General features: G+C 39.4%; 20 protein-coding genes and 5 tRNA genes. 4 read left to right on the top strand and 21 right to left on the bottom strand.

Annotation, left to right across the window (positions count from 1 at the left end; translation table 11 throughout):
* Nucleotides 1-2: 2 nt before the first annotated feature.
* The 17 genes from rplA to Q0R88_RS14460 form a co-directional block, all read right to left on the bottom strand.
* Nucleotides 3-701 carry a 50S ribosomal protein L1 gene (gene rplA, locus Q0R88_RS14540; RefSeq protein WP_295717261.1) on the bottom strand — a complete coding sequence of 233 codons (699 nt, stop codon included), beginning with the start codon at nt 699-701 and terminating at the stop codon, nt 3-5.
* Between the two features lie 80 nt (nt 702-781).
* The gene (gene rplK / locus Q0R88_RS14535) at nt 782-1,222 is read right to left on the bottom strand and encodes a 50S ribosomal protein L11 (RefSeq protein ID WP_184542728.1); all 441 of its coding nucleotides are present in this window, start codon (nt 1,220-1,222) and stop codon (nt 782-784) included.
* Nucleotides 1,223-1,412: 190 nt separating this feature from the next.
* Nucleotides 1,413-1,955 (bottom strand): transcription termination/antitermination protein NusG, encoded by a 543-nt coding sequence (gene nusG, locus Q0R88_RS14530; protein WP_290324705.1) that lies wholly within the window; start codon nt 1,953-1,955, stop codon nt 1,413-1,415.
* A gap of 16 nt (nt 1,956-1,971) precedes the next feature.
* Entirely contained in the window at nt 1,972-2,166 is a 195-nt protein-coding gene (gene secE, locus Q0R88_RS14525; RefSeq protein WP_295717257.1) for a preprotein translocase subunit SecE, read from the bottom strand.
* Nucleotides 2,167-2,185: 19 nt separating this feature from the next.
* Nucleotides 2,186-2,256, bottom strand: a tRNA-Trp gene (locus tag Q0R88_RS14520).
* A 75-nt stretch (nt 2,257-2,331) separates the two neighbouring features.
* Complete coding sequence (tuf, locus tag Q0R88_RS14515; protein WP_295717255.1) at nt 2,332-3,519, bottom strand: elongation factor Tu; 1,188 nt, start codon at nt 3,517-3,519, stop codon at nt 2,332-2,334.
* 68 nt (nt 3,520-3,587) lie between these two features.
* Nucleotides 3,588-3,659: transfer RNA gene (locus tag Q0R88_RS14510), tRNA-Thr, on the bottom strand.
* Nucleotides 3,660-3,744: 85 nt separating this feature from the next.
* Nucleotides 3,745-3,817 (bottom strand) — tRNA-Gly (locus Q0R88_RS14505).
* Nucleotides 3,818-3,964: 147 nt separating this feature from the next.
* Nucleotides 3,965-4,045: transfer RNA gene (locus Q0R88_RS14500), tRNA-Tyr, on the bottom strand.
* Between the two features lie 66 nt (nt 4,046-4,111).
* A tRNA-Thr gene (locus Q0R88_RS14495) sits at nt 4,112-4,184 on the bottom strand.
* A gap of 238 nt (nt 4,185-4,422) precedes the next feature.
* Nucleotides 4,423-4,770: a ribosome-associated translation inhibitor RaiA gene (raiA, locus tag Q0R88_RS14490; RefSeq protein ID WP_295717254.1), complete on the bottom strand. Its 348-nt coding sequence runs from the start codon at nt 4,768-4,770 to the stop codon at nt 4,423-4,425.
* 13 nt (nt 4,771-4,783) lie between these two features.
* A complete protein-coding gene (locus tag Q0R88_RS14485; protein WP_366087326.1) occupies nt 4,784-5,731 on the bottom strand; it encodes a tyrosine-type recombinase/integrase in 948 nt (315 codons plus the stop codon).
* A gap of 50 nt (nt 5,732-5,781) precedes the next feature.
* Nucleotides 5,782-5,973 (bottom strand): 30S ribosomal protein S21, encoded by a 192-nt coding sequence (gene rpsU / locus Q0R88_RS14480; protein ID WP_295717253.1) that lies wholly within the window; start codon nt 5,971-5,973, stop codon nt 5,782-5,784.
* A 489-nt stretch (nt 5,974-6,462) separates the two neighbouring features.
* Nucleotides 6,463-7,092 carry a hypothetical protein gene (locus Q0R88_RS14475; protein WP_295717252.1) on the bottom strand — a complete coding sequence of 210 codons (630 nt, stop codon included), beginning with the start codon at nt 7,090-7,092 and terminating at the stop codon, nt 6,463-6,465.
* 143 nt (nt 7,093-7,235) lie between these two features.
* Nucleotides 7,236-8,414, bottom strand: a complete 1,179-nt coding sequence (locus tag Q0R88_RS14470; RefSeq protein WP_295717251.1) for an acyl-CoA dehydrogenase — start codon at nt 8,412-8,414, stop codon at nt 7,236-7,238.
* Nucleotides 8,415-8,886: 472 nt separating this feature from the next.
* Nucleotides 8,887-9,414 (bottom strand): adenine phosphoribosyltransferase, encoded by a 528-nt coding sequence (locus tag Q0R88_RS14465; RefSeq protein ID WP_295717250.1) that lies wholly within the window; start codon nt 9,412-9,414, stop codon nt 8,887-8,889.
* Nucleotides 9,411-10,280: a helix-hairpin-helix domain-containing protein gene (locus Q0R88_RS14460; protein ID WP_295717249.1), complete on the bottom strand. Its 870-nt coding sequence runs from the start codon at nt 10,278-10,280 to the stop codon at nt 9,411-9,413. The genes Q0R88_RS14465 and Q0R88_RS14460 overlap by 4 nt, the downstream gene beginning before the upstream one ends.
* Before the next feature lie 74 nt (nt 10,281-10,354).
* On the opposite strand from Q0R88_RS14460, the gene Q0R88_RS14455 reads away from it, so the two are divergent.
* Both Q0R88_RS14455 and Q0R88_RS14450 read left to right on the top strand, forming a co-directional pair.
* Nucleotides 10,355-12,109, top strand: coding sequence for a GNAT family N-acyltransferase (locus Q0R88_RS14455; protein ID WP_295717248.1), 1,755 nt, complete (start codon nt 10,355-10,357; stop codon nt 12,107-12,109).
* A 150-nt stretch (nt 12,110-12,259) separates the two neighbouring features.
* Complete coding sequence (locus Q0R88_RS14450) at nt 12,260-13,678, top strand: amino acid permease (protein WP_295717247.1); 1,419 nt, start codon at nt 12,260-12,262, stop codon at nt 13,676-13,678.
* A gap of 69 nt (nt 13,679-13,747) precedes the next feature.
* Here the strand turns inward: Q0R88_RS14450 and Q0R88_RS14445 are convergent, their stop codons facing one another.
* The 3 genes from Q0R88_RS14445 to Q0R88_RS14435 all read right to left on the bottom strand — a co-directional run bounded on the left by Q0R88_RS14445 (nt 13,748) and on the right by Q0R88_RS14435 (nt 21,452).
* A complete protein-coding gene (locus tag Q0R88_RS14445) occupies nt 13,748-17,008 on the bottom strand; it encodes a carboxypeptidase regulatory-like domain-containing protein (protein ID WP_295717244.1) in 3,261 nt (1,086 codons plus the stop codon).
* Between the two features lie 186 nt (nt 17,009-17,194).
* Nucleotides 17,195-18,637: a hypothetical protein gene (locus tag Q0R88_RS14440; protein ID WP_295717242.1), complete on the bottom strand. Its 1,443-nt coding sequence runs from the start codon at nt 18,635-18,637 to the stop codon at nt 17,195-17,197.
* A gap of 52 nt (nt 18,638-18,689) precedes the next feature.
* Nucleotides 18,690-21,452, bottom strand: a complete 2,763-nt coding sequence (locus Q0R88_RS14435; RefSeq protein WP_295717241.1) for a TonB-dependent receptor — start codon at nt 21,450-21,452, stop codon at nt 18,690-18,692.
* Between the two features lie 194 nt (nt 21,453-21,646).
* On the opposite strand from Q0R88_RS14435, the gene Q0R88_RS14430 reads away from it, so the two are divergent.
* Complete coding sequence (locus Q0R88_RS14430; RefSeq protein WP_295717239.1) at nt 21,647-21,970, top strand: metalloregulator ArsR/SmtB family transcription factor; 324 nt, start codon at nt 21,647-21,649, stop codon at nt 21,968-21,970.
* A 748-nt stretch (nt 21,971-22,718) separates the two neighbouring features.
* Nucleotides 22,719-23,051, top strand: a complete 333-nt coding sequence (locus Q0R88_RS14425) for a helix-turn-helix transcriptional regulator (protein ID WP_295717236.1) — start codon at nt 22,719-22,721, stop codon at nt 23,049-23,051.
* A 44-nt stretch (nt 23,052-23,095) separates the two neighbouring features.
* Here Q0R88_RS14425 and Q0R88_RS14420 read toward each other — a convergent pair whose 3' ends face one another.
* The gene (locus Q0R88_RS14420) at nt 23,096-23,611 is read right to left on the bottom strand and encodes an Mpo1-like protein (protein ID WP_295717235.1); all 516 of its coding nucleotides are present in this window, start codon (nt 23,609-23,611) and stop codon (nt 23,096-23,098) included.
* Between the last annotated feature and the right edge of the window lie 80 nt (nt 23,612-23,691).

Raw genomic sequence — 23,691 nt, 5'->3', positions numbered from 1 at the left:
GATTAGATCCCCGCTACTGATTTAGTTTCAACTGTTATTCCCGGAGACATGGTTGAAGAGATATGAATGCTCTTGAAATATGTTCCTTTTGCTGCTGATGGTTTTAATTTTGAGATAACCTGCAATACTTCTAATGCATTCTCATAAATTTTATCTGCAGGGAATGATGCTTTTCCTATTGAGGTATGGATGATACCTGTTTTATCAACTTTGAAGTCAATTTTACCACCTTTAACCTCAGTTACAGCTTTTCCAACTTCTGGAGTTACTGTTCCTGATTTAGGGTTTGGCATAAGGTTACGCGGGCCTAATATTCTACCCAAACGACCTACCTTAGCCATAACACTTGGCATAGTGATGATAATATCAACGTCAGTCCATCCGCCTTCAATCTTGGCAATATAATCATCCAAACCTACGAAATCCGCACCTGCATCTTTAGCTTCTTGTTCCTTATCAGGAGTACAAAGCACCAATACACGTACAGTTTTGCCGGTTCCATGAGGTAATGTTGCAATACCACGTACCATTTGATTGGCTTTACGAGGGTCAACACCTAAACGAACGTCTATATCAACTGAAGAGTCAAATTTAGTAAGGGTTAATTCTTTAACTAAATTTGCTGCTGCTTCTAATGTATACGATTTGTTTGCCTCAATTTTGGAGAGTGCCGCTTTTTGATTTTTTGTTAATCTAGCCACTTCTTAAACTGATTTTGTATAAATTTTTAATTTTTGATCTGAGATCTGAGATTTAAAAAAATCCGAAATCCGAAATCAATTTAATTCCAGGGAGCCGTACCTGATACGGTAATTCCCATACTACGGGCAGTACCTGCCACCATTTTCATGGCTGATTCTACAGTAAATGCATTCAGATCTACCATTTTATCTTTGGCTATAGTTTCAACCTGCTCCCAATTTACATTGGCAACTTTTTTACGGTTGGGTTCAGCCGAACCACTTTTTAAACCGGTTGCTTCCAATAACTGGATTGCAACAGGAGGGGTTTTAATAATAAATTCGAAAGATTTGTCAACATAAACAGTAATCAAAACAGGCAACACCTTTCCAGCTTTATCCTGGGTACGTGCATTAAATTGCTTGCAAAACTCCATGATGTTCACACCTTTTGCACCCAATGCAGGGCCAATCGGAGGTGATGGGTTTGCGGCGCCGCCTTTAACTTGCAGCTTTACCATTGCACCGATCTCTTTTGCCATTTTAATTTACTTTAATTATAACTCAATGTTAGTAAGTGGAAGCTAAGTAACATTTAAGGTTTTTATTGGTATTAAGTAGTTAGTATCAAGTATCAAGACCTTTACTACTTTTAACCTATTTCTTTATTGGTATCTATTCATTCTATCAGCTTTGCAAGTCATCTTGCTACTTGATACTAACTACTTGATACTATTCTTTTTCAACTTGCATGTAATTCAACTCAAGCGGCGTACGGCGCCCGAATATCTTTACCATAACTTTTAATTTCTTCTTCTCTTCGTTAACCTCTTCAATCACCCCGCTAAATCCGTTGAAAGGTCCGTCCATTACTTTTACGCTTTCGCCAATGTAATATGGAACATTCATGGTTTCACCCTGGGCGCTCATTTCATCAACCTTACCTAAAATACGGTTAACTTCGGCTTGGCGTAATGGAATAGCATTACCGGCCTTATCGCCCAAAAATCCTATTACACTATTAATATTTTTGATGATGTGTTCAGTCTCGCCATCAAGTACGGCTTCCATCAATACATATCCAGGAAAATAGTTACGCTCTTTGGCTATCTTTTTCCCATCGCGCATTTGATAGTATTTCTCTGTAGGTATTAATACCTGTGGTACTAAATGCGTAATGCCCAAACGACTAATTTCGGCATCTATATATTGTTTAACCTTTTTTTCTTTACCACTTATGGCCCTCACCACATACCATTTCAATTGATCACTCATCTCTATCTCCTAAATATTATGTTAGTGAACTATAAAAAGCCGTAGTTAAACGTTGTAAAATCTGGTCCATACCAAAGATAAGCATAGCGATAATCATTGCAGCAACTAGTACCAATACGGCACTGCTTTGCAACTCTCGCCAGGTTGGCCAGGTCACCTTCTCAGTTAACTCGATGTATGATTCTTTAATATATTCAGTTACGTTAGCCATCTTTACTACTTTGCTTATGCACGGGAACAAGGATTCGAACCCTGATCAAAGGTTTTGGAGACCTCTATTCTACCGTTGAACTATTCCCGTGTATATTTTTAATAAGAAAACATAAGCTTACCTTGTGGGTAAAACTTATGTTTCCAATTAACCTTTTTGAAACTCTTATTTCAAAATTTCAGTTACCTGACCAGCACCTACTGTTCTGCCACCTTCACGGATAGCGAAACGTAAGCCTTTTTCCATTGCGATAGCGTTGATCAACTTTACAGTGATTGTAACATTATCACCTGGCATAACCATTTCTACACCGTCGCCTAATGAAATTTCACCAGTTACGTCAGTGGTACGGAAATAGAATTGCGGGCGGTATTTATTGAAGAATGGAGTGTGACGGCCACCTTCTGCTTTTGATAATACGTAAACTTCAGCTTTGAAATCTGTGTGCGGAGTTACTGAACCTGGTTTGCAAATAACCATACCACGACGGATATCAGTTTTTTCAATACCACGTAACAATAAACCTACGTTGTCACCAGCTTCACCTCTGTCAAGGATCTTACGGAACATCTCAACACCAGTTACAGTTGATTTCAAGTTTTCAGCACCCATACCAAGGATGTCAACTTGCTCACCTGAGTTGATAACACCACGCTCAATACGACCGGTAGCAACAGTACCACGACCAGTGATTGAGAATACGTCTTCAACCGGCATTAAGAAAGGAAGCTCAGTTAAACGTGGAGGGATAGGGATCTGTGAATCTACAGCATCCATCAACTCCATAATTTTTCCAACCCATTTAGGATCGCCGTTAAGACCACCTAAAGCCGAACCTTGAATTACAGCGATATCGTCTCCAGGATATTCGTAGAATGATAATAATTCACGGATTTCCATTTCAACTAACTCTAACAATTCAGGATCGTCAACCATGTCAACTTTATTCATGAATACAACCAATGAAGGCACACCAACCTGGCGGGCTAAAAGGATGTGTTCACGAGTTTGAGGCATTGGACCGTCAGTAGCGGCTACAACGATGATAGCACCATCCATCTGAGCAGCACCAGTAACCATGTTTTTCACATAATCCGCGTGACCTGGACAGTCAACGTGAGCGTAGTGACGGTTAGCAGTTGAGTACTCAACGTGAGCTGTATTAATAGTAATACCACGCTCTTTTTCTTCAGGAGCTGAATCGATTGAATCGAATGAACGAGCTTCTGAGAAACCTGCATCAGATAATACTTTCGTAATAGCTGCGGTAAGGGTTGTTTTACCGTGGTCAACGTGACCGATTGTACCGATGTTTAAGTGCGGTTTACTGCGGTCAAACTTTTCTTTTGCCATGATTTATAATTATTTTGTAGGTTAATTTATACTTAAAATTGTTATTCTTTATTCTCTTTATGCTATTGAGCCAACAATGGGATTTGAACCCATGACCTCTTCCTTACCAAGGAAGTGCTCTACCACTGAGCTACGTCGGCTATTGTTTAGTTTGCAGTTGTCAGTATTCTGGCTGCAGCAGCTTTTGACTGCTTACTGCGCCCGGCTAACTGCCTGCTTTAACTGAGCGGAAGACGAGGTTCGAACTCGCGACCTATAGCTTGGAAGGCTATCGCTCTACCAACTGAGCTACTTCCGCTTGTTTAGTTTCCAGTTTACAACTTTCAGTTGGCAGCATGCCAGGCTAAAAATTCAAATCGGTAACCTTTTTAATCAAGTTAGCAGTTCACAATCATCTGAAAGCTTTAATTGCTATCTGAAAATTGTAAACTGCCGACTTAAAAAGTGGGGGGAGAAGGATTCGAACCTTCGTAGCCGAAGCAGCGGATTTACAGTCCGCCCCATTTGACCGCTCTGGTATCCCCCCGTTAGTTGATTCCGGATTCGCAATGTTCAAAGTTGAAGCTAAACATTACTCTTCCGAAAAAAACTGAGCCTCCTATCGGGATCGAACCAATGACCTACTGATTACAAGTCAGTCGCTCTACCAGCTGAGCTAAGGAGGCTTATATTTATTTTGCCTTTCAATTTTTGAAACCTTTATGGCTTCGTTTATCGAGCGGCAAAACTAACAACCTTTTTTATATTTTAAAGAACTATTTTCAGAAATATTTGCAGTCGTTAGCACCTCTCTGAAAGGGATTGCAAATCTACAAAAATTTACTTCGCTGCAAAATTTTTTATTAAAAAAAATCGACGGGCTTTAAACCCGTCGATTTTAGCCTCAAAAAGGCCTTTTTTATATTAAAATCCCTCTTCTGCCTCGGTCAAAATTACCTTTTTAGCGGCTGCGTCGGCAATTGCTTTCTTCTGTTTATGCTTTTCAATCTGCTTGCGAAGGCTTTCAACCGCTAAATCCGTTGCCTCTTCGAAAGTTTTGCATTTTTCCTTTGCAAAAATCTGGTTGCCCGGCAGCAATAGTTTAATCTCGGCAATTTTATTTGCCTCATCTTCCACATTCTCAAGCTTTAAGTAAACCTCGCCACTAATAATATGATCATAAAAAGTATCGAGTTTGTCTACCTTTTTCTGAATAAAATCTAATAATTTTCTGTCTGCGGTAAAATGAATTGATTGCACTGTAATTTTCATGTTTCCTCCTTAATTACGCCTTTGGATGGGCTAGTTTGTAAATAGACTTTAATCGTTCAACTGAATTGTGTGTATAAATCTGGGTCGCGCTAAGGTTAGCGTGGCCCAAAAGTTCTTTAATGGAGTTTAAGTCTGCCCCATTGTTTAATAAACTTGTTGCAAATGTGTGCCGTAGTACGTGAGGGCTCTTTTTATTCTGGGTTGATATATTGGAGAGGTATTTTTGCACTATCAGGTAAATTAGTTTGGGGTATGCATCAGCACCCTTACTTGTAACGATTAACATTACCGAATTGTTATGAAAATTTTGATTTTTCTTTAACTCCGAGTACCGTCCAAGTAAAATCCGCAGCTCGGTGTTGATAGGAATGATGCGTTCTTTATTGCGTTTGCCCAGCACTTTTAAGGTGCCTTCATAATCGTTAATATCACTGTCTTTCAGGCCCAAAAGCTCGGCCAGCCGCATGCCGGTGCCAAACAGCATTTCAACTACCAGTTTGTTGCGTAAACCTTCAAAATCGCCGTCGGTAACAATATCGTTATCCAGCATATGCGTAAGGCTTGCACTTTCAACAACAACCGGTAAATGCTTTGGTATTTTTTGCGAACGGATTTTTGACGCCGGATTTTGCGTAATTATCCCCTCCTGGAGTAAAAATTTAAAATATTTACGCAGGGTAGCCATTTTTCGATTTACAGAACGGGGCGTGAGCTTTTGGTCAATCAGCTCAACCATCCAATTACGGATGTCGTGATAGCTAATCTGGTCGGGATGGGTAATAATGGATCCAGGCACAACAATGGCATTACCAGGGTTGTTAAGGAAGAGCATGAACTGATCCAGGTCTGATTGATAGGCTGATACCGTATGGGGGGAGTACCGCTTTTCGAACTTAATATATTGGATAAAACGCTCTAAAAACATAAAAACTATTTGAACATCCAGAGATTGAATGTACAAATAGTTTTAATATAGTGTTAAGAAATCTGAAAAAAATTCTTTTTAGGGAATTAAACAGTTTCTAAGTTCATATTTTGCTTGTAGATGGCATGTTTAACAACATGACGACGGGTTACAGATTTTTTTTCAAAAGCCTGACGACTACGTAGTTCTCTTAAAACTCCAGTTTTCTCAAATTTCTTTTTGAAGCGTTTCAATGCTTTGTCTAATGATTCGCCGTCTTTTACGTTAATAATGATCATAATTTCCTAAATACCTCCTTTCAAGGAGGGCCAAAGATAGAGACAAATATTTGAAAATCAAAGAGAGAAGTTGAATTTGTTTATTGGGTTGATTAGGTGGGTGGTTTTGTTTGAACTTTGATGGCGGGATCAGGGGGCATGTAATAGCTTTATACCTTAGCGAAAGGGAAACACAAGGTTTAAAAAAAAACGTCATTGCGAGGTACGAAGCAATCCCCGACTTACAGAGTTAAGGGGTTTCTACATATCTCGTCCTAATCAATGTTTAGTACATACTGACCTACACCTCGTTTGGACGTCATTTGATGCTTTGCAGGCCGCTGTACTTGCCCCGGTTTATAAAACAATGATAGTAATAAAGTAAACAGCAAATAATACCTTTTCATTTCTCAAATATAAATCAGGAAATATTATTTAGGTAGATGGCTTCAAAAATCCAACACCATTTTCGTCCAATAAAAGGCCTGCGATAAGCAAGATATTAACAGACTATATTTTTTTAATAGCATGCGATTGTGAAATCATCACATAATTGGACCATATGAGCCTTTGCCTGCCTGGTGTTGAAAACAAGGGTGGAGTTGGTTTAGCGTTGATGGAATAATCATTATCTAATTCCATTTCCAATATAATACCTATTTTAAATGCGATGGCCACACTTTCTTTTTTAGGGATTTCGATTATTATCTCTCTTTTAATATCCTGATGAGGAGACAACGATAAAATTACGTTCGAATTTTTATAACAACTATGCTGAGCGAAGACTTTTAAATTTGGATTATCTGTTCTGTAAATATCCCACCAGGAACCCGACATGCTAAAGTATCTCAAAGTTGTTTCCGAGGCATTGGTTAATGTTACGGGCACCTTCAGGTAATTGTATTTCGCCCTTGTGTAAGGCACTCCGTACATAAACTCTATTTTGCTTTCATCAACGGACAAAATGTAATCCTCTCTATTCGCGAGTATTACCGGAAAATATTGATTTTTTGCGCGATAGTCAATCGAATCCATCGGTCTTAACTTCCTGGAGGTTTTAAGAAACGAGGCTGCCTGCTGGCAAAAGCCAGGTTCAGCAAATGAAAGCGTGATAAGGATTATAATCAGGTGCTTTTTCAATATCTAAATTTAGATACCTCAGCGTTAGTTTCAACAAATAATATGTTATTTAATGTTAAATGCCGAATATCAAAGCAATCACTCCAATACCCGGCATTCCTAAAAACTATTCAATCTTGATACTTGATACTAACTACTTGATACTATCTCAACACTTCCCTGCTTATCACAATCTTCTGTATCTCGCTTGTCCCCTCTCCTATGGTGCAAAGCTTGGCATCGCGGTAGTATTTTTCCACGGGGAAATCCTTGGTATAGCCATAGCCGCCGAAGATCTGCACTGCCTCTGTAGCTACCCGCACCGCGGTTTCTGATGCGAAGTATTTGGCCATAGCCGATTGTTTGGTTACCGGCTGGTGACGATTTTTGAGGTCGGCAGCCTGCATGATCAATAGTTCTGATGCCTCTATCTCGGTTGCCATGTCGGCCAGCTTAAAAGCTATGCCCTGGAAGTTACTGATAGATTGGCCAAACTGCTTACGCTCCTTAGAGTATGCCACTGCAGCCTCAAAGGCTCCCTTAGCTATCCCCAATGATAATGCAGCTATAGAAATTCGACCGCCATCCAGCACCTTCATCGCCTGTTTAAAGCCTTCACCTTCCACACCCAGCAGGTTTTCTTTGGGAACGCGGCAGTTATCAAAGATCAATTCAGTAGTTTCGGAGGCGCGCATGCCCAGTTTGTTTTCTTTTTTACCATGGGTAAAGCCGGGAGTTCCCTTTTCAATAACCAGTGCCGAGATGCCGTGCGAATCGCCTTTTGCCCCGGTGCGCACCATTACTACGGCAACATTGCCCGATTTACCATGCGTAATCCAGTTTTTTGAACCATTAACTATATAATGATCGCCATCCAATACCGCAGTGGTGTTCATCCCCAAAGCGTCAGATCCGGTGTTGGCTTCTGTTAATCCCCAGGCACCAAGCCATTCAGCTGTAGCCAGTTTGGGCAGCCATTTCATTTTTTGCTCCTCGTTGCCAAAAGCCAGGATATGACCGGTACATAGCGAGTTATGAGCTGCTACCGATAAACCAATTGAGCCGCAAACTTTGGCTATCTCCACAATAACGGTAACGTATTCAAAATAACCGAAGCCCGAGCCACCGTATTGTTCGGGCACAAATACCCCCATCATACCCAGCTCGCCCAATTTCTTAAAAAGTTCAATAGGAAAAACCTGGGCTTCATCCCATTCCATTACATGAGGTTTAATATTCCGCTCGGCAAAATCCCTTGCCATTTGACCTACCATGTGCTGATTTTCGTTCATAGAAAAGTCGAATCCGCCTATTGTCGGACCGTCTGTAAGTAAAGTTTCCATACTAATTTATATAACTGGTTATACAAATTAACGATTTAATTATCAGCTTGGTTTCACCAAAAATGCACCTGAATAGAAGTACAAAATGGTATCTGGTATGAAAAACAGGTTTAGTTTGAATAGGGTTATTTTTGGGTAAGAAAAGGAGTGAAAAATATTTTTTAAAAAATTGCTGATTGCAGGTTAATTGCCACTTAGGGCATAGTCTTGATACTGATATTAACTATTTGATACTACTACGGGCGTTGCCTGCGGCCGGGCTCTATGCTCATACTTCACAGGCCTTATCCACATGGGCCGGTATCCGCGCCGATCCCTAACGCAAAAAATCAAGTCAAACCGGAATTTGTAGAACTATTGGGATTTTCTGAATTAAATTCTGCTAATTCTTTAATTCTGAAAATTCTGGTTCAGACAGAATCACCTGAACAAAAACCTTGCTACTTGATACTAACTACTTGATACTGCAAAGCTAATACTCAGCCAATACCACCAGTGTATCGCTGATAGACGCTATCCGTTCTCTGCCCTTTAAAAAGCCAAGCTCAACCACAAAAGAGAAACCGGCTACTATGCCGCCCATTTCTGCAATGAGTTCACTGGCGGCAGTTACTGTGCCGCCGGTAGCCAGCAAATCATCATGAATCAGGACATGCTGCCCGGGTTCAAAAGCGTCTGTGTGGCATTCAATTATTGCATCACCATACTCCAGTTTATATGCTTTCTGTTTTATAGTAAATGGCAGCTTGCCCGCTTTACGAATCGGCACAAACGGGATACCCAGTTTGGTGGCCAGCGTAAGTCCAAACAAAAATCCCCTGCTTTCTATACCTGCTATAACATCAATCCGGGTACCCTTCAATTGTTCTACAAAGGCATTGATAATATTATCGCACAAAATGGGATCTTTTAATATCGGAGTAATATCCTTAAAGACTATCCCAGGCTTAGGGAAATCAGGAATATCGCGTATGGCTTTCTTTATTTGCTCGGTAATCATTTAAAAACTAAATAAGGCCCAATTTTACGCAAAATTCCGTCATCCAGTATGGCAATATTTTTCATATCGTCAATTGATTCATAATCGCCGTGCTGGGTATGGTATTCCAAAATGGCATTCATCTGCTTAAAGCTCAAATAAGGGAAACGTTGCAATTGATTAAAGGTGGCTGTATTTACATCAAGTTTTCTAATGTTTCGTCCATCTACAGCTATAGCATCCTTAATTTCGGCAAATTTAACATCATCGATACCAAACACCTCTTTCAACTGTTCCTTTTTGTAAAAGCCACCTAAACGCTCCCGGTACCTTATAATACGCCTGGCGAATGCTGGCCCTATCCCCCTGATCATCATGAGCCTTGCCGAATCGGCGCCATTAACTTCTATAACCTCGCCGGGTGCCGCTTTCTTTGTGTAATGATCATTAGCCGGTAAGTTGATATAAGGTTCCAGGCGTTTGTAGTCGGTATCAGTAATAGAGTAGATTTTTTTTACGTCTGCTTTTGAGTAAAACCTGCCGCCTTTAGCCTCATAGTTTTTTATGACGTTTGCCTGATGCTCAGTTAGTCCCAGTTTTTCCCAATCGGCCACCGGTAAATTATTAGGATTAAAGGCAAACAGGTTGATTTTTACGTGTCTATATGTTTTTGTAGCCAGATCGTCATCCAATTCTATACCTTTAGCTTTGGCAAGTATCGCAGCCGCTTTATTAAAATCATTAAAATTTATTGTATTATCTTTGCGGTTTGCCTGATAAATATATGGAGCTGCCAAAACCAATGCCGTTAAAATAATTAACACTACCATTCCGTTCCATTCTTTTTTAGTTATGGATAGGTAAGTTTTAATATGCGTTTTCATCATTATGAACTATCAGGCGTTAAAGTAAATGAAATTTCAGAATATTATTTATTAATAAAATACATTGTTATTTAAAAATGAAAGTAATAACCACCGAAGAGTTTGCCAAAGCCACTAAACTTGATAAGCTGAAAATGCCTGGCCTGGCCGCTTTGTTGATGGAAATCATGAAAATTAACCAGGTAAACGATTTGTTTGCCCAGGCACAGCCCAAACAAGGCATCGAATTTATTGATGCAATTTTGGCCGGTTGCGGTATTGACATTGAATTTGATGAACGCGACCTAAGGCACATACCCAAAACAGGCAGCTTTATTGCCATTGCCAACCATCCTTATGGTGGTATTGAGGGCCTGGTACTTTTAAAACTGTTACTAACAGTAAGGCCTGATGCCAAACTGATGGCCAATTTTCTACTAAAAAAGATCCCCAACCTTACCGACTTTTTTATTGCTGTAAATCCATTTGAAAACGTAGAGCACTCTTCAAGCATCAGCGGTTTAAAAAACACGCTCGAGCTTTTGAATAACGGTACGCCAATAGGTATTTTTCCGGCCGGCGAAGTATCAACCTTTAAAGTGGAGCAACAGCAGGTAACTGATCGGCTTTGGCACCCGGTGGTTGGTAAAATAATAGCCAAGGCTAAAGTACCGGTTGTACCTATTTATTTCCATGGCAATAATGGCTTACTATTTAATTTATTAAGTCTTATCCACCCTGCCCTGCGTACGGCTAAGCTGCCTTCTGAGTTATTTAACAAGCATGGGCATACCATTAAATTGCGTATTGGTAAACCCATTAACGTGCTGGAGATTCCTGATTATAATAACAGCGCTAAGCTTCTTAATTTTTTACGCGCCCGCACTTATGCTTTAGGTACAGGTTTAGAGGAAGAAAAAAAGATATTCAACCCGCGCAACCTGTTTAAGATAAAAAGGCTGCCAACTGATATTGTTCCCGAAATTGATGCGGTAACACTTGAAAAGGAAATTGCACCCCTGAGGGAGAATTATAAAGTATGGACCGAAAAAAACTACGAGGTATTTATAGTACCTACATCGGTTATCCCAAATGTAATACGCGAGATTGGGCGTCTGCGCGAAGTAACTTTCAGGGAGATTGGGGAAGGCACCAACAAAAGTATCGATCTTGATGAATACGATATTTATTATAACCACCTTTTCATCTGGGATTTTGAGGCTAAAATGATTGTTGGCGCTTACCGTATTGGCTTGGGCGATGAGATATTTTATAGCGTAGGTAAAAAGGGCTTTTACATTACCGAGCTTTTTAAGCTTAAAACCCAGTTTACCCCCGTATTGCGTAAAAGTTTAGAGCTTGGCCGCTCATGGATCCGCAAGGAATACCAAACCAAGCCCCTGCCGCTGTTCCTGTTATGGAAAGGTATTCTTAAATTTTTGATAGATAATCCAAGATACAGGTACTTGATTGGGCCGGTAAGTATCAGCAACTCGTTTTCAAAATTCTCCAAATCGCTGATAGTTGATTATATAAACCGGAATCACTTTGATCACGAACTGGCACAATATGTAAAGCCGCGTAAAAAGTTCAAGGTTGATTTTTCAAGTATTGATACCGATTTATTAATGGCTGGCGAGGATAGCTTTAAAGGCCTGGATAACCTGATATCAGAAGTAGAAACACGCAATATGAAAGTACCTGTATTGCTGCGCCAATACATTGCCCTTAACGCGAAAATTATCAGCTTTAATATCGATCCTAAATTTGCCGATTGCCTGGATGGCTTCCTGGTGCTTGATCTGGAGCAGGTACCACAGGATATTTTAGATAAACTGGGTAAAAATTTATAGGATAGCATTTAAAATATACCCTCCATAACAAAAACACTCCATTGGCCAGCCCGGTGGAGTGTTTTTGTTTTATACCTACCTACCCTGTCACAATATTATCTCCCGAATTAACTTATATTGTTTGATCATTTCAAAATCCCAAAAAAGATCATGCAGGAAAACAAACCCGATACTAAAAACGGCAGCCATTTAAAACAGGTACTTGGCCTGCCCACCGGCATTTTGCTGGTAGCGGGCATCATGATCGGTTCGGGCGTGTTTAAAAAAATTGTGCCCATGTCGCAAACGCTGGGCAGCGAGCCTTATATTTTAATGGCCTGGATAATAGCGGGCATTATTACCATATTTGGTGCGTTCACCTATGCCGGCCTTGCCTCCATGACAACCCAAACGGGCGGTGTTTATGAATATCTTCGACTTATTTATGGAGACTTTGTTGCTTTTTTGTTCGGGTGGACAATCTTCAGCATAGTTGGTAGTGGCGCTATTGCGGCTTTATCATTTGTATTTGCACAGTCTGTTAATACGCTTATTCCGTTACCCAACCCACTTAATACATTTAAAGATGTCGGCATCTCGCAATCCATATATCCATTTGCCGATTCGGGAATTAAAATACTGGCCGTACTTACCATTATGTTGCTAACCTGGGTAAACTATAGGGGCGTAAATAAGGCAGGGATCTTAAACAACATTGTAACGGCAGCCAAAATACTGGGCATCTTACTGCTTATCGTTTCGGGGTTAATATACAGCGATCACTCTGTCGCAAGCCAGGCGACAACATCTACTGTAACTCATCCGCAGGGCGCAGCCTTATTTAGTGGCTTATTTGGCGCCATGCTTAGCGCGCTATGGGCTTATGATGGCTGGGCCAATATTACTTTTGTTACCGGCGAAATCAAAAATCCAAAGCGCAATATTCCCTTAGCTATTATCGGCGGCGTAGGCATCGCCATGACGCTGTATGTACTGCTTAACTATACCTATATGAAAGTATTGCCGGTATCACAATTGGCCGTACTGGGTGCCGATAAGATAGCGGCTGCCGAAGTTGCCCGTATTTTAATGGGTAAAGCCGGTGCTGTAATTATAGCTGTACTTATTATGGTATGTACCTTTGGCGCACTTAACGGCTGCATTATATCGTATCCAAGGATTTATTTTAGGATGGCGCAGGAGAGCGTTTTCTTTAAAAAGGCAGCTGTAGTTCATCCATCATTCAGCACCCCTCATATCGCGCTGCTTTATTCGGCTGTGTGGAGCGTGATACTTGTTTGCAGCGGCACTTTCGATCAAATTACTAACCTGGTTATATTTGCATCGTACGCGTTTTTCGGCTTAACTACGCTGGGACTGATACGGATGAAGATGAAAGGCATTGTAACAGCCAAAGTTATTGGCTACCCTGTAATTCCAATCATCATTATTTTATTTTGCGTTATCCTGGTGATAAATACCATTATTACCCAAACCCAGGCATCCATTATCGGCCTGTTTTTAATTTTAAGCGGAATTCCGTTTTACTTATATTTTAAGAATAAGTATAAACAGGCCATTACTGATTGACCATACAAACTAAAAAGTCCCTGCCGGATAAACCTGCAGGGACTCGCTATTATGGTGTGTTTAGTAATGTTAGAAAGCGTAACGTATACCAAACTGCATTTGCCAGCGTGAAGCAAATAAATCAACAGAATATGGTAATCCTGGATCTGCAAAGGTATATTTTGGATATGTTGTTGCTGCATTACCAAAACTTGGTGTGCCGTTTTTAGCTGGAGCTAAACCAATGCTTGAAGTTGAGTTGAAAGTATTAGCTGAGAAGTAATACTGACCCCATTTTTTGTTCAGCAAGTTAGTAAGGTTAACAATATCATAAGTGAAAGTGATCACTTGTTTGTGTTTACCGCTACCGAATTTAAAGTCTTGAGCAAAACGGAAATCAAGTTGATTATTCCATGGCGTAAAGCCTCCATTACGTTGAGTAAAGTTACCACGACGTGATGATAAGTAGCTGCTTTTATCAATAAAGGCATCAAATGCAGCTGCTTGTTGTGCAGCAGTTTGTCCACCTACTATATCAGTAAAGAAGTTAGCTGTTTCGCCTTGTTTAGGAATGTAAGCTAAACTAACTTGTTGGCCTGTTCCGTCAATTGAACTTGGATAAAAACCATAAGTATATGGGTTACCAGATTGCGCGCTAAAGAAGAAGCTAAAGTTTGCAGTGTAGTTTTTGGCAGCATCCCAGTCATGACGGATGTTTACGTTTGAAACAATGCGGTGACGGATATCAAAATTTGAGTTGGCTAAACCTGGATTATTAGGATTTAAAGCCTGGTTTAACTGCCAGTTTGATTCCATTGAGTTACGGATACCATTGGTAACATCTTTTGAATGGCCATAAGTATAAGCAACGTTACCACTTAAACCAAAAGGGAATGTTTTACCTACCTGCGCTGTTAAGCTATAACGGTAGCCAAGGCTGGTGTTTGATAACTCATAAGCATTAGTATAAGATGAGTTAACTTTTTGATTTACAAATATTGGCTGTTGGTGTTGGGTATCGTAAGAATAATAAGTTACGCTATCCTTAGTATTTACCTGCTGGAATTTCAAATCATGAACGGTTTTAGTATAAATACCTTCCAAAGTAAATTTCCATTGGTCATCAGTTGTATAATCAAACGCTAAACTGCTTCTCCAAACCTGTGGCATTTTAAATTTATTGTCAATTAAATCTACCTGGGTTGGGCCTGTAGCTGCAGTATTGAAACCTTGCTGATTAACATAGTTTAAACCTCCTGTTGGAGATGTTTGAACCGGGTTAGTACCAACTTTTTGAGCAGATTTATTATCATAAGCGCCATAAGTAGCACCGTTGTTGTAAAACGCATAACCAAACCATGCAAAAGGTACACGGCCGGTGAATAAACCGCTACCACCGCGTACAATTAAGCTTTGATCGCCATTTACATCATAATTGAATGATAAACGTGGGTTAAATTCAACATTGTTCAAATAATTTTGTTTGATGTCGCGTGGCTTAGTGTAGGTAAATGTATTACCGTAGTTTAAATCAACAGGAGCATTTGTTGTTTTGCTGCTCAATGGCTGTTTGTTAGGTACGCCTGCATAATCCAAACGTAAAGCTGCAGTTAATTTGAAATTATCGGTAAGCTGTATCTCGTCCTGACCATATAAACTCATCAGGTTAACTTTAAATTGAGCTGATGGATGAGCTATGATATAATCACGAGTGTTATCAGTATAGTTAAAGTTAGCACGTACACGTGAAGGTGAGTTTGCTATAAAATTCTCGATACTGCTGTAAGCAACACGACCATTCCATGCGTTTACAAAGTTGTAAGTGATGTTATAAAACTCGTTGTGTGTACCAAACGTAAATGTGTGTCTACCTTTTGTTAAAGTAAAGTTGTCGGTAAACTCAGTAGTTTTTTGGTGCATATCAAATATAGCAGCCTCACGGTCGGTACCCATAAATATGGTAGTACCCGGCGTACGGCCGGTTATTTCAATCTGCGGCAAAGAAGGATCTGAAGTAGGATCACGGTAATCATGTACGTTTGAGTAACCAATAACTAAACTGTTACTCGCGCTATTTGAAAACCTTGATTTTAACTCAGCAACAGTTGATGTTGAGTTGTTATGAGATACATAATCAATGCCACCAAAACGGAAGTTTTGTTGATCACGCTCTAAGTTTGTAGCTGTTGAGCTGATGGTATTGTTACGGATGGTTAACTGGTTGTTATCATTGATATTCCAATCTAACCTGTTAAAGAATTTATTTGAGTGCGAGTAGATAGAGCTATTTGAATAAGTACCCGGACTTAAACCGCCTGTAAATTGTTGGAAAGCAGTTGTAAGGTTTTTAGCATCCTGCAAGCTAAGGATCTGGCTTGAGCCACTTGCATCTGCACCACGGATAACAGGATCCTGACGACGGGCAATCTCCTCGTTGGTGAAGAAGAATAATTTATTCTTAATGATTGGGAAACCTAAACGGATACCAGTTTGGTAATCATGAAATGTAGAAGGTATTTTTGAACCATCGCCACCTGCAGCGGCAGATGCGTTATTGGGGCCTACTAAGAAAGCACCACGACCGTAACCATAAATTGAACCCGAAAAATCATTTGTACCGCTACGGGTTACAGCATTTATACTACCACCCAATACGTTACCAATTTTAATATCGTAAGGTGCAACCAATACCTGTACATCCTGTATAGCATCTAATGATACCGGGCTTGTACGTGTACTGCTACCAACCTGACCAGAAGCGTTGTTTTGTCCACCTAATGATGGGCTAAAACCAATCGCATCATTATTGATGGCACCATCAAGTGTTACGTTATTGTAACGGTAGTTGGTTCCCTGGAAAGAGTTGTTGTTACTTTGAGGTGTTAACCTTGTCAAATCCTGTAAGCTGCGGTTAATTGTAGGCAGGTTTTTGATTTGATTTTGGTTGATGCGGGTACTTGCACCTGTTTTTGTACCACCGGCAGTACCTTTAATCTTCACTTCAGATAAAGTTGTAGTTTCATCTGCAAGCGCGAAGTTATAGGTAGCTGTACCTAAACTTAAAGTGATATCTGATCTTTCATCTTTTTTAAATCCGACAAAAGTAGCAGTGATGGTATAAGGACCACCCGGGTTAACGTTGGCAATTGTGTAACGACCATCGGAGTTGGTTTGCGAACCGTAACGTGTACCGGTACTTGTATTAAGTACGGTAATAGTTACACCTGGCAAGGTTACACCTTTTTGGTCGGTAACTTTCCCACTAACTAAAGAGGTAGTAATCTGCGCATTAGCGACATTAGCAACCCCAATGATCAGCAGTGATAAAAGGATAAAGTAGAGCTTTTTCATTTGTGTTTATTTTGAACACAAAAGTCAGCCCCTAATGTTAACTTAAGATTAACACTGTATTATTATATTAACATCTGTTTAATGTAATAGGCGATTAGCTATAAATGTAAGCAATTTCTTTATTTTAATTTAAAAAGAAAGGGGGCGTTGCAAACGCTCCCCTCTCTTTTATTACATTATTTTGAATTAATTTACTGCACCAGGTGTAGTATAAGGTAGTACTTGTGGGTTAAAATTAGCCCAGCCAGCACTCCAGTCTGTTGCACCAAAGGCGCCACGGTAATCAACTTTATCAAAGAATGTATCAGTGCTGATCTTGGCATTAGTAAACAATGCGCCTGTTGCTGCTGCTGAACCTGCTTTTACAGTAAAGTTAGGTGCACCAGCGTTAGCAAAATCAGATGAATATTTGAAAGGATCTGTAATTACAGCGCCTGCATACAATAAAGCATCAAAAGTATTTTCTGCACGAAGTTTGGTTTCAAACAAAGTTTTGTTTTCACCTTTAACTTCGTTTAGTTTCAGGTTGCTTCCGAATATAAGGTTGTTCTGAAAAACAAGACGGCCCGCAGTATAGTTTGTAGATGTTGATTTAGGAGTTGTTACTTTTGAATCATCAATATAAACACCTTCAACAAAACCTGCAAATACGGAGTTGAATATACTTTCGGCAGAGTTACGGCGAAGCTGAGCAGCATGCTGATAGTTAGCATTGATGTTTTTAGCACCTAAAGCCGAGATAGGACCTAACAAGGTCATGTTTGAAAAGATAGCAGCGGTTTGAGGTGTTTTGTCTGATCCGTTAGCATCATTATCAGATTCAAAGGCATTTGAACCAGAAATATCGGCAATTGTAGGGTAACGTTGTGATAAGCCAAACTGAATTTTACCTGAGAAACCAAAGTCGGTATCGAAATCATCATCCAAACCACCAATGGCTAAAAGGTGCTTTGCATTTACAGTACCACCAAACCACTCGTATGAATCATCGCCTGAACGATAAACTTCGATGAAGTCAAGCGTAGTACCTGAACCTACACCACCCATAGTAAGACCATTGATCTCATTGTCTGGTGAAAAAGGGATACCTGCATACTCTATACGTACGTATTTTAATGTACCAGAGTTATCATTAGCTACAGTACCACCATATTGAATGTATTTAGCCGGATTTCCTTTATCGTCCAAACCACCTTCAATACCAACATTATCGCCTTGGTTAACAGGAGCTTTTCCTAATAAAATGATACCACCCCAGTCGCCGGCAGAACGTGTACCTGCTGGAAACGAAGAAGTAAATACAATAGGTTTAGATGCAGTTCCTTCGGCCATAATTTTTGAACCACGTGTAACTACCAAGGTACCTTTGGTAACTTTTTCGCCTTTTACAATTGTTCCGGCTTCGATGGTTAATGTTGCGCCATCCGTTACATATACAAAGCCTTTCAATACATAAATCTTATCAGCTTTCCATGTAGTGTTCACTTTAATATCGCCAGATACATTAACTGTTGTACTTACAATAGTATCTTTTGGTGGCACAACCGGGTCAATAGTAGTGCTTTTTTTGCTACAAGCAGTAGCGAATAAAGCTACAACCAGTGCTAAAAATAATCCTTGTTTTTTCATAATAATTTTGTGTTCGATTAAAACTGTTAGTTTATTGTTAATTTGATTTTTGTTAAAAAGTGTAGTTAAAAGATAGTGAGTAGGTTGCACCCGGTGTAAATCTTTTAAAAGTATTACCTGTTCCCCCCTTTGGATTTTTATCCTTATCAAAATAGAAGGTGTCTTTTTGATTGAACAGGTCGGTACCGTTTAGCTTAATCTCGCCTTTATTTTTCAGCACCTTATAACCTAATTGAAAATCAATCACGTCTCTTGGCGCTTCATAAATACTTGGAAAGTTTTGGCCACCGGCATAAAATATTCTTTTACCCAGACGGTTATACAGAATATTTAGCGACAATGCGTTATTAAAGGCAGTGTGCTGAAAACCTGCGTTGATTACGTACGGCGATTGGCCAACCAAAGGTCTATTGGGTTCCAGCAGGTTGGGATTATCAGAGTTTTGAATTTTTGATTTTGTTACTGCAAGGTTTGCATAAAGCGAGCTATTTTTAAAAAAGCCTGTTTCATTTATAAAATCAAGCGATTTCCTGGCCTCTAGTTCGGCACCATAAACGTAAGCCGATTTTGAATTAAAATAGGATATCGTTGTTGATGAGTTTACATCATCAATACTCGGCTCAATAGCGTTGGTGAATTTTTTATAGAAAGCCGATACCGAAAATATTTGCCCGGCAGAAGGATATAACTCATAACGCAAATCGAAATTATCAATCTGTGTACGTTTTAAGTTAGGATTACCCTGCTGTGTTGCCAGTAATTCATAATCGTAATAGGCAAATGGTGCTAATTCCCTAAATTCTGGTCGGGCAAGCGTGCGGTAGTAGGAAGCCCTGAAATTGGCCTTGGTTGTTAAGCTATAGGTAAAATTTACTGATGGTAAAAAGTCAGTATTGTTTAACTCCGCCTGGGGCTGCGTTTTGTTAGGATCTTTTGTGCTCAAACTAAGGTCGAATTTCTCCACCCTAACGCCATAAACCACTCGTATTTTTTCGCTTAGCTTGTTATCAAGCATAGCATAAGCAGCGTTAGTGTAACTATGTGCAGTATACCTGTCATTATAGTTGGCAATCTCATCTAACTTGAATGCGCCCGAATTAATAGCGTTTTGGCCAAACAGCGTTTCAATAGGACGAAGACGAATATCGCTTGATCCATCAATGATATCTACCCCTAAAAAGCGCGCGTCAAATGCGCGATCGCGGTACTGAGATGATACACCAATTTTAAAATTGCTGGTTTGATTAAACATCTTTACAGGTAGTTTAAAGTCAACCTTGCCCGAGTAAATATTTTCATCCAATTTGGAGAAGAAACGCGCATTCTCTTTACCTAAACTGGTTATGCTGGCAATGTAAGGGTCGTTGGGCCCATTTTTCACGTAGTTTATCTTACGCTGATCTGGCTGATCGTTCAAAACTTTACTGTAACCAAGGCTCCAATTTAATTTAGCATTACCCTCTCCTATTTTATGATCACCATCAAGTGTTGATTTTAATAACGATTTCTGCGTTAAATCATAGGTGTAATAACGGTTGTCGAAACTGGTGGTTGCTGTATTTGAGCCCGTACGGTAAGTAAATACATCATCAAAAACCCGGTTGTATAAGTTTTTAAACGTAATCTTATTTTTACCAAAGCTGTAGGCAAAATTGGCCAGAACACCAACATTGGTCGAAAATTTATACTGGTCTTCCGTGAAGTTAAAGTTATTGTATTGCCTTACCAGCCCAGGCGTAGTAGTTTCGGCATTGCGGTAGGTTAAGGCTATAGTGGTACCAAACCGGTTTTTATTTTCACCAATCTCCTTTACGTTGCCTAAAGTAAACTGATAATTTTGACCCAAAAAGGCGTTCTTATTATAAATTGCAAAGTCGTTATTTAATGAACTTATTGATTGCAGATTTTGCTTAGCCGTTAAACCGGGAGGATTTACGATTTGATCGGTTGTTGGGAAAGTTTTCACTAAAGACCTTGCACCACCATCAAAAGCAAAATAATCGCTTGTGTTACGGTAGCCACTTTTAAAATTCTTAAATGTGCTTTGCGAATTATAACTGTACCCCAAGCCCAGGTTCACAAAGTTCTGATCGGGAATATCCTTAGTTATGATTTGTATGTTACCGCCCGCAAAATCTGCCGGAATATCCGGTGTAGCAGTTTTACTGATAACAATGTTTTCTACCAGGGAAGCAGGTACAATATCAAATGAAAATGCTTTACGGTTAGGTTCGGTACTTGGCAGTGGTGTTCCATCTAAAGATGCTGTGTTGTACCTATCGCTAAGCCCTCTTACAATTACAAATTTATTGTCCTGTATTGTTGTACCGCTCACCCGTTTCAAAACATCACCTGTACTTCTATCTGGTGATCTTTTTATTATTTCTGATGAGATACCATCAGAGATAGAAGCGCTGTTTTTTTGAACCGCATAAAGCGCTGCCGCCGATGCTTTGCGAAAAGTGGCTGTTACTACAACTTCCTTTAAGGCATTTGTCGCGGCCGCCTGCATTACTACATCAAGATTGGTAACTGCACCATCTTTAACCTCAATGTCTGATATCGATTTGCTTTGATACCCTATATATCTAATAATAATGGTGTACTTACCTGTTGGTAATCCCGACAAAATGTACCGGCCGTCAACATTGGTAGATGCCCCTTTAGTTGAGCCTTGAATACCTATAGATGCACCTATAAGAGTTTCGCTTGTTTTTTGGTCTATTACCTTACCTGCAATTTTGCCAGTTCCCTGCGCAAATAGTAAACCGGTATAAAAAGTAAATATTAACGAAAGGATGAGTAATTTTTTCACGTGCTAATTTTAATCAGCTGCAAAACTACCCGGGGCGTATTAATTTCATGTTAACTCAAAATTATCAAATCGAATATCTTAGATATTAAATTTATATTGAATTTAGATTGCAGATAAATGAAGATTAGATGAAGATTTAAGTTAAATGCATCCACGGTTTGGTTTCAATTATATCTTTGCAGCACAATTTTAATATGGCTAATCACAAAAAAGCTGAATTTTCCTTAATAGATCAGGATATATCAATGATAGCGAAAGCGCTTTCTCATCCTGCAAGGATAGCTATATTACGTATTTTGGCACAGAATCCTCATCTTACCTGTGGCGAGATAGTTGAAATATTGCCTCTTGCGCAGCCAACAGTATCTCATCACCTAAAGGAATTATTAGATGCACATCTCATTACATTTACTATTGATGGCAAAAAATCATTATATGATGTAAACCAGCAACGTTGGAATGAATATACCGAAGCGTTTGAAGATATGCTTAATGCAATCAATAATCCGGTAAGCTGAGCCGGAAAAAAGAACATTAGCAAAATTACAAATTACACCTCCACAGTATATTTGAGCGATAATTTCCTCATATCTAACAAATACTACCTCTCAGTGATGTTATGTTAATCATTTATTAACCCGGGGCTAATATCAGGCGCATACATTTGGCATTTTAAATCCATCCTGCCGTATAATATGAACACAGCCACTGTAAGCAAAAAGATTTTATCTTTATTTATAGCTGTGTTATACCTCTTTTTTTCATGCGTTTATGTTACAAGGTGTGCAAAAGACCACAATACAAGCAACAAACAAGCTTATTCTATTTTAAGTAAAAGTGGCGCCAAAATTTACCACTGTACCATTTCCCATTACGATGGTAATAAATCAGTCCCTTTTGTTCTTTTATCGCGGCCAAGAGTAATTTCCGGTAAAAACCTTATCCTTTTTGCCACACCCTTTCTCAGATTTGCCCAAACGCGCTTATTTTTTGCCCAAAAGCAGTCGATTACAAAAAACTTCTTCCGGAATTTTAAGACTATTTATTCAGACAATATCTTTTCCCTCATCCGTACCTGGAAAATTTGAAGATTTAGAAAACTTTCATTGATTGATTGTGGAAACCTTCGCCGGAGATTGAGCATGATTTTTTAGTAAACATTGCTCCTAAAGCCTCCCCCATTAACCATTTATTTTAATCGCGACGAATTTGCGTTATAAGTTCATTCGTCACAGCACCAATTTTCATTAACATCGTTGAATAATTATGCCTTTTATTGATTCTAAATTTTCAAACACTGATAACGAACTTGCCAACTTTGCCAAAGCTTTAGCACTACCTGTACGGGTGGCAATCATCCGCCTTATAATAACCAATGGCAATTCAATAACCAAAGAAAATTTCCACACGATCCCATTTAACCATGAAACAATTAACAAGCATATTGCTGAATTAAAAACCCTGGGAATAATAAAAGTTGCCGGGCATAAGGGCAATATCAGATATTGCGTTGATGAAGGTTTGTTTAACCAAATGGCAAGCAGGTTTGCATCACTATTTCGCGGAGTAAATAGTTTAGCGCCTGATTTACAAGATTAATTATCTTTTAAAATCCTCATGAGGATGAGGATTTTCGCTTTAATCTAATACTTAATAGAAAGCTTTTTAAGCACCAGGTGAAGCAGGTATATGGGGCCGATGAGCAGAAATTTAATATCATCAAGGAAAGACGGTTTCTTCCCCTCAATTTTGTGCCCTATAAATTGCCCCACCCACGATACAAGGAAAATGATCAAACTAACCTGCCACAGTGCAGGGCCACCTGTTTTGTGCCAATGCTCTATCCCAATGATAGCGTAACTAAAGCCAAACAATATAAATAGCATCAGGTACGATAACATGGGTGATAGCTTAAGATAGTAATAAATGCTAAAAGCTATTAAAAACGATGCCCAGTTAAACACCCCATTGTAGGCACCTAAAAAGCTAAGATTGGGAAACGGAATAGACCATACTAATCCAAGCAGGCTAAATACAATAAGCGGGATACAAATAAAATGAATCAACTCATTTGTTGAGTTTTGGTGACTCTCGGCATATTTGGCAAAATAAACATCAACCGCACGGGTTCCATCAGCATCCGTTGTTTTCCCGGGCATGTCACTTTTTTTGTTGTTTGATATTTTACTTGAAGCCATTTTACTGTAAATATAAAACCCTTCCGGCTAATAGCCGAAAG

This window comes from Mucilaginibacter sp., assembly GCF_025362475.1.
Classification (GTDB): domain Bacteria; phylum Bacteroidota; class Bacteroidia; order Sphingobacteriales; family Sphingobacteriaceae; genus Mucilaginibacter.
Note: the sequence above shows the minus strand (reverse complement) of the source record. Positions and strands in the feature narration are given on the sequence as shown.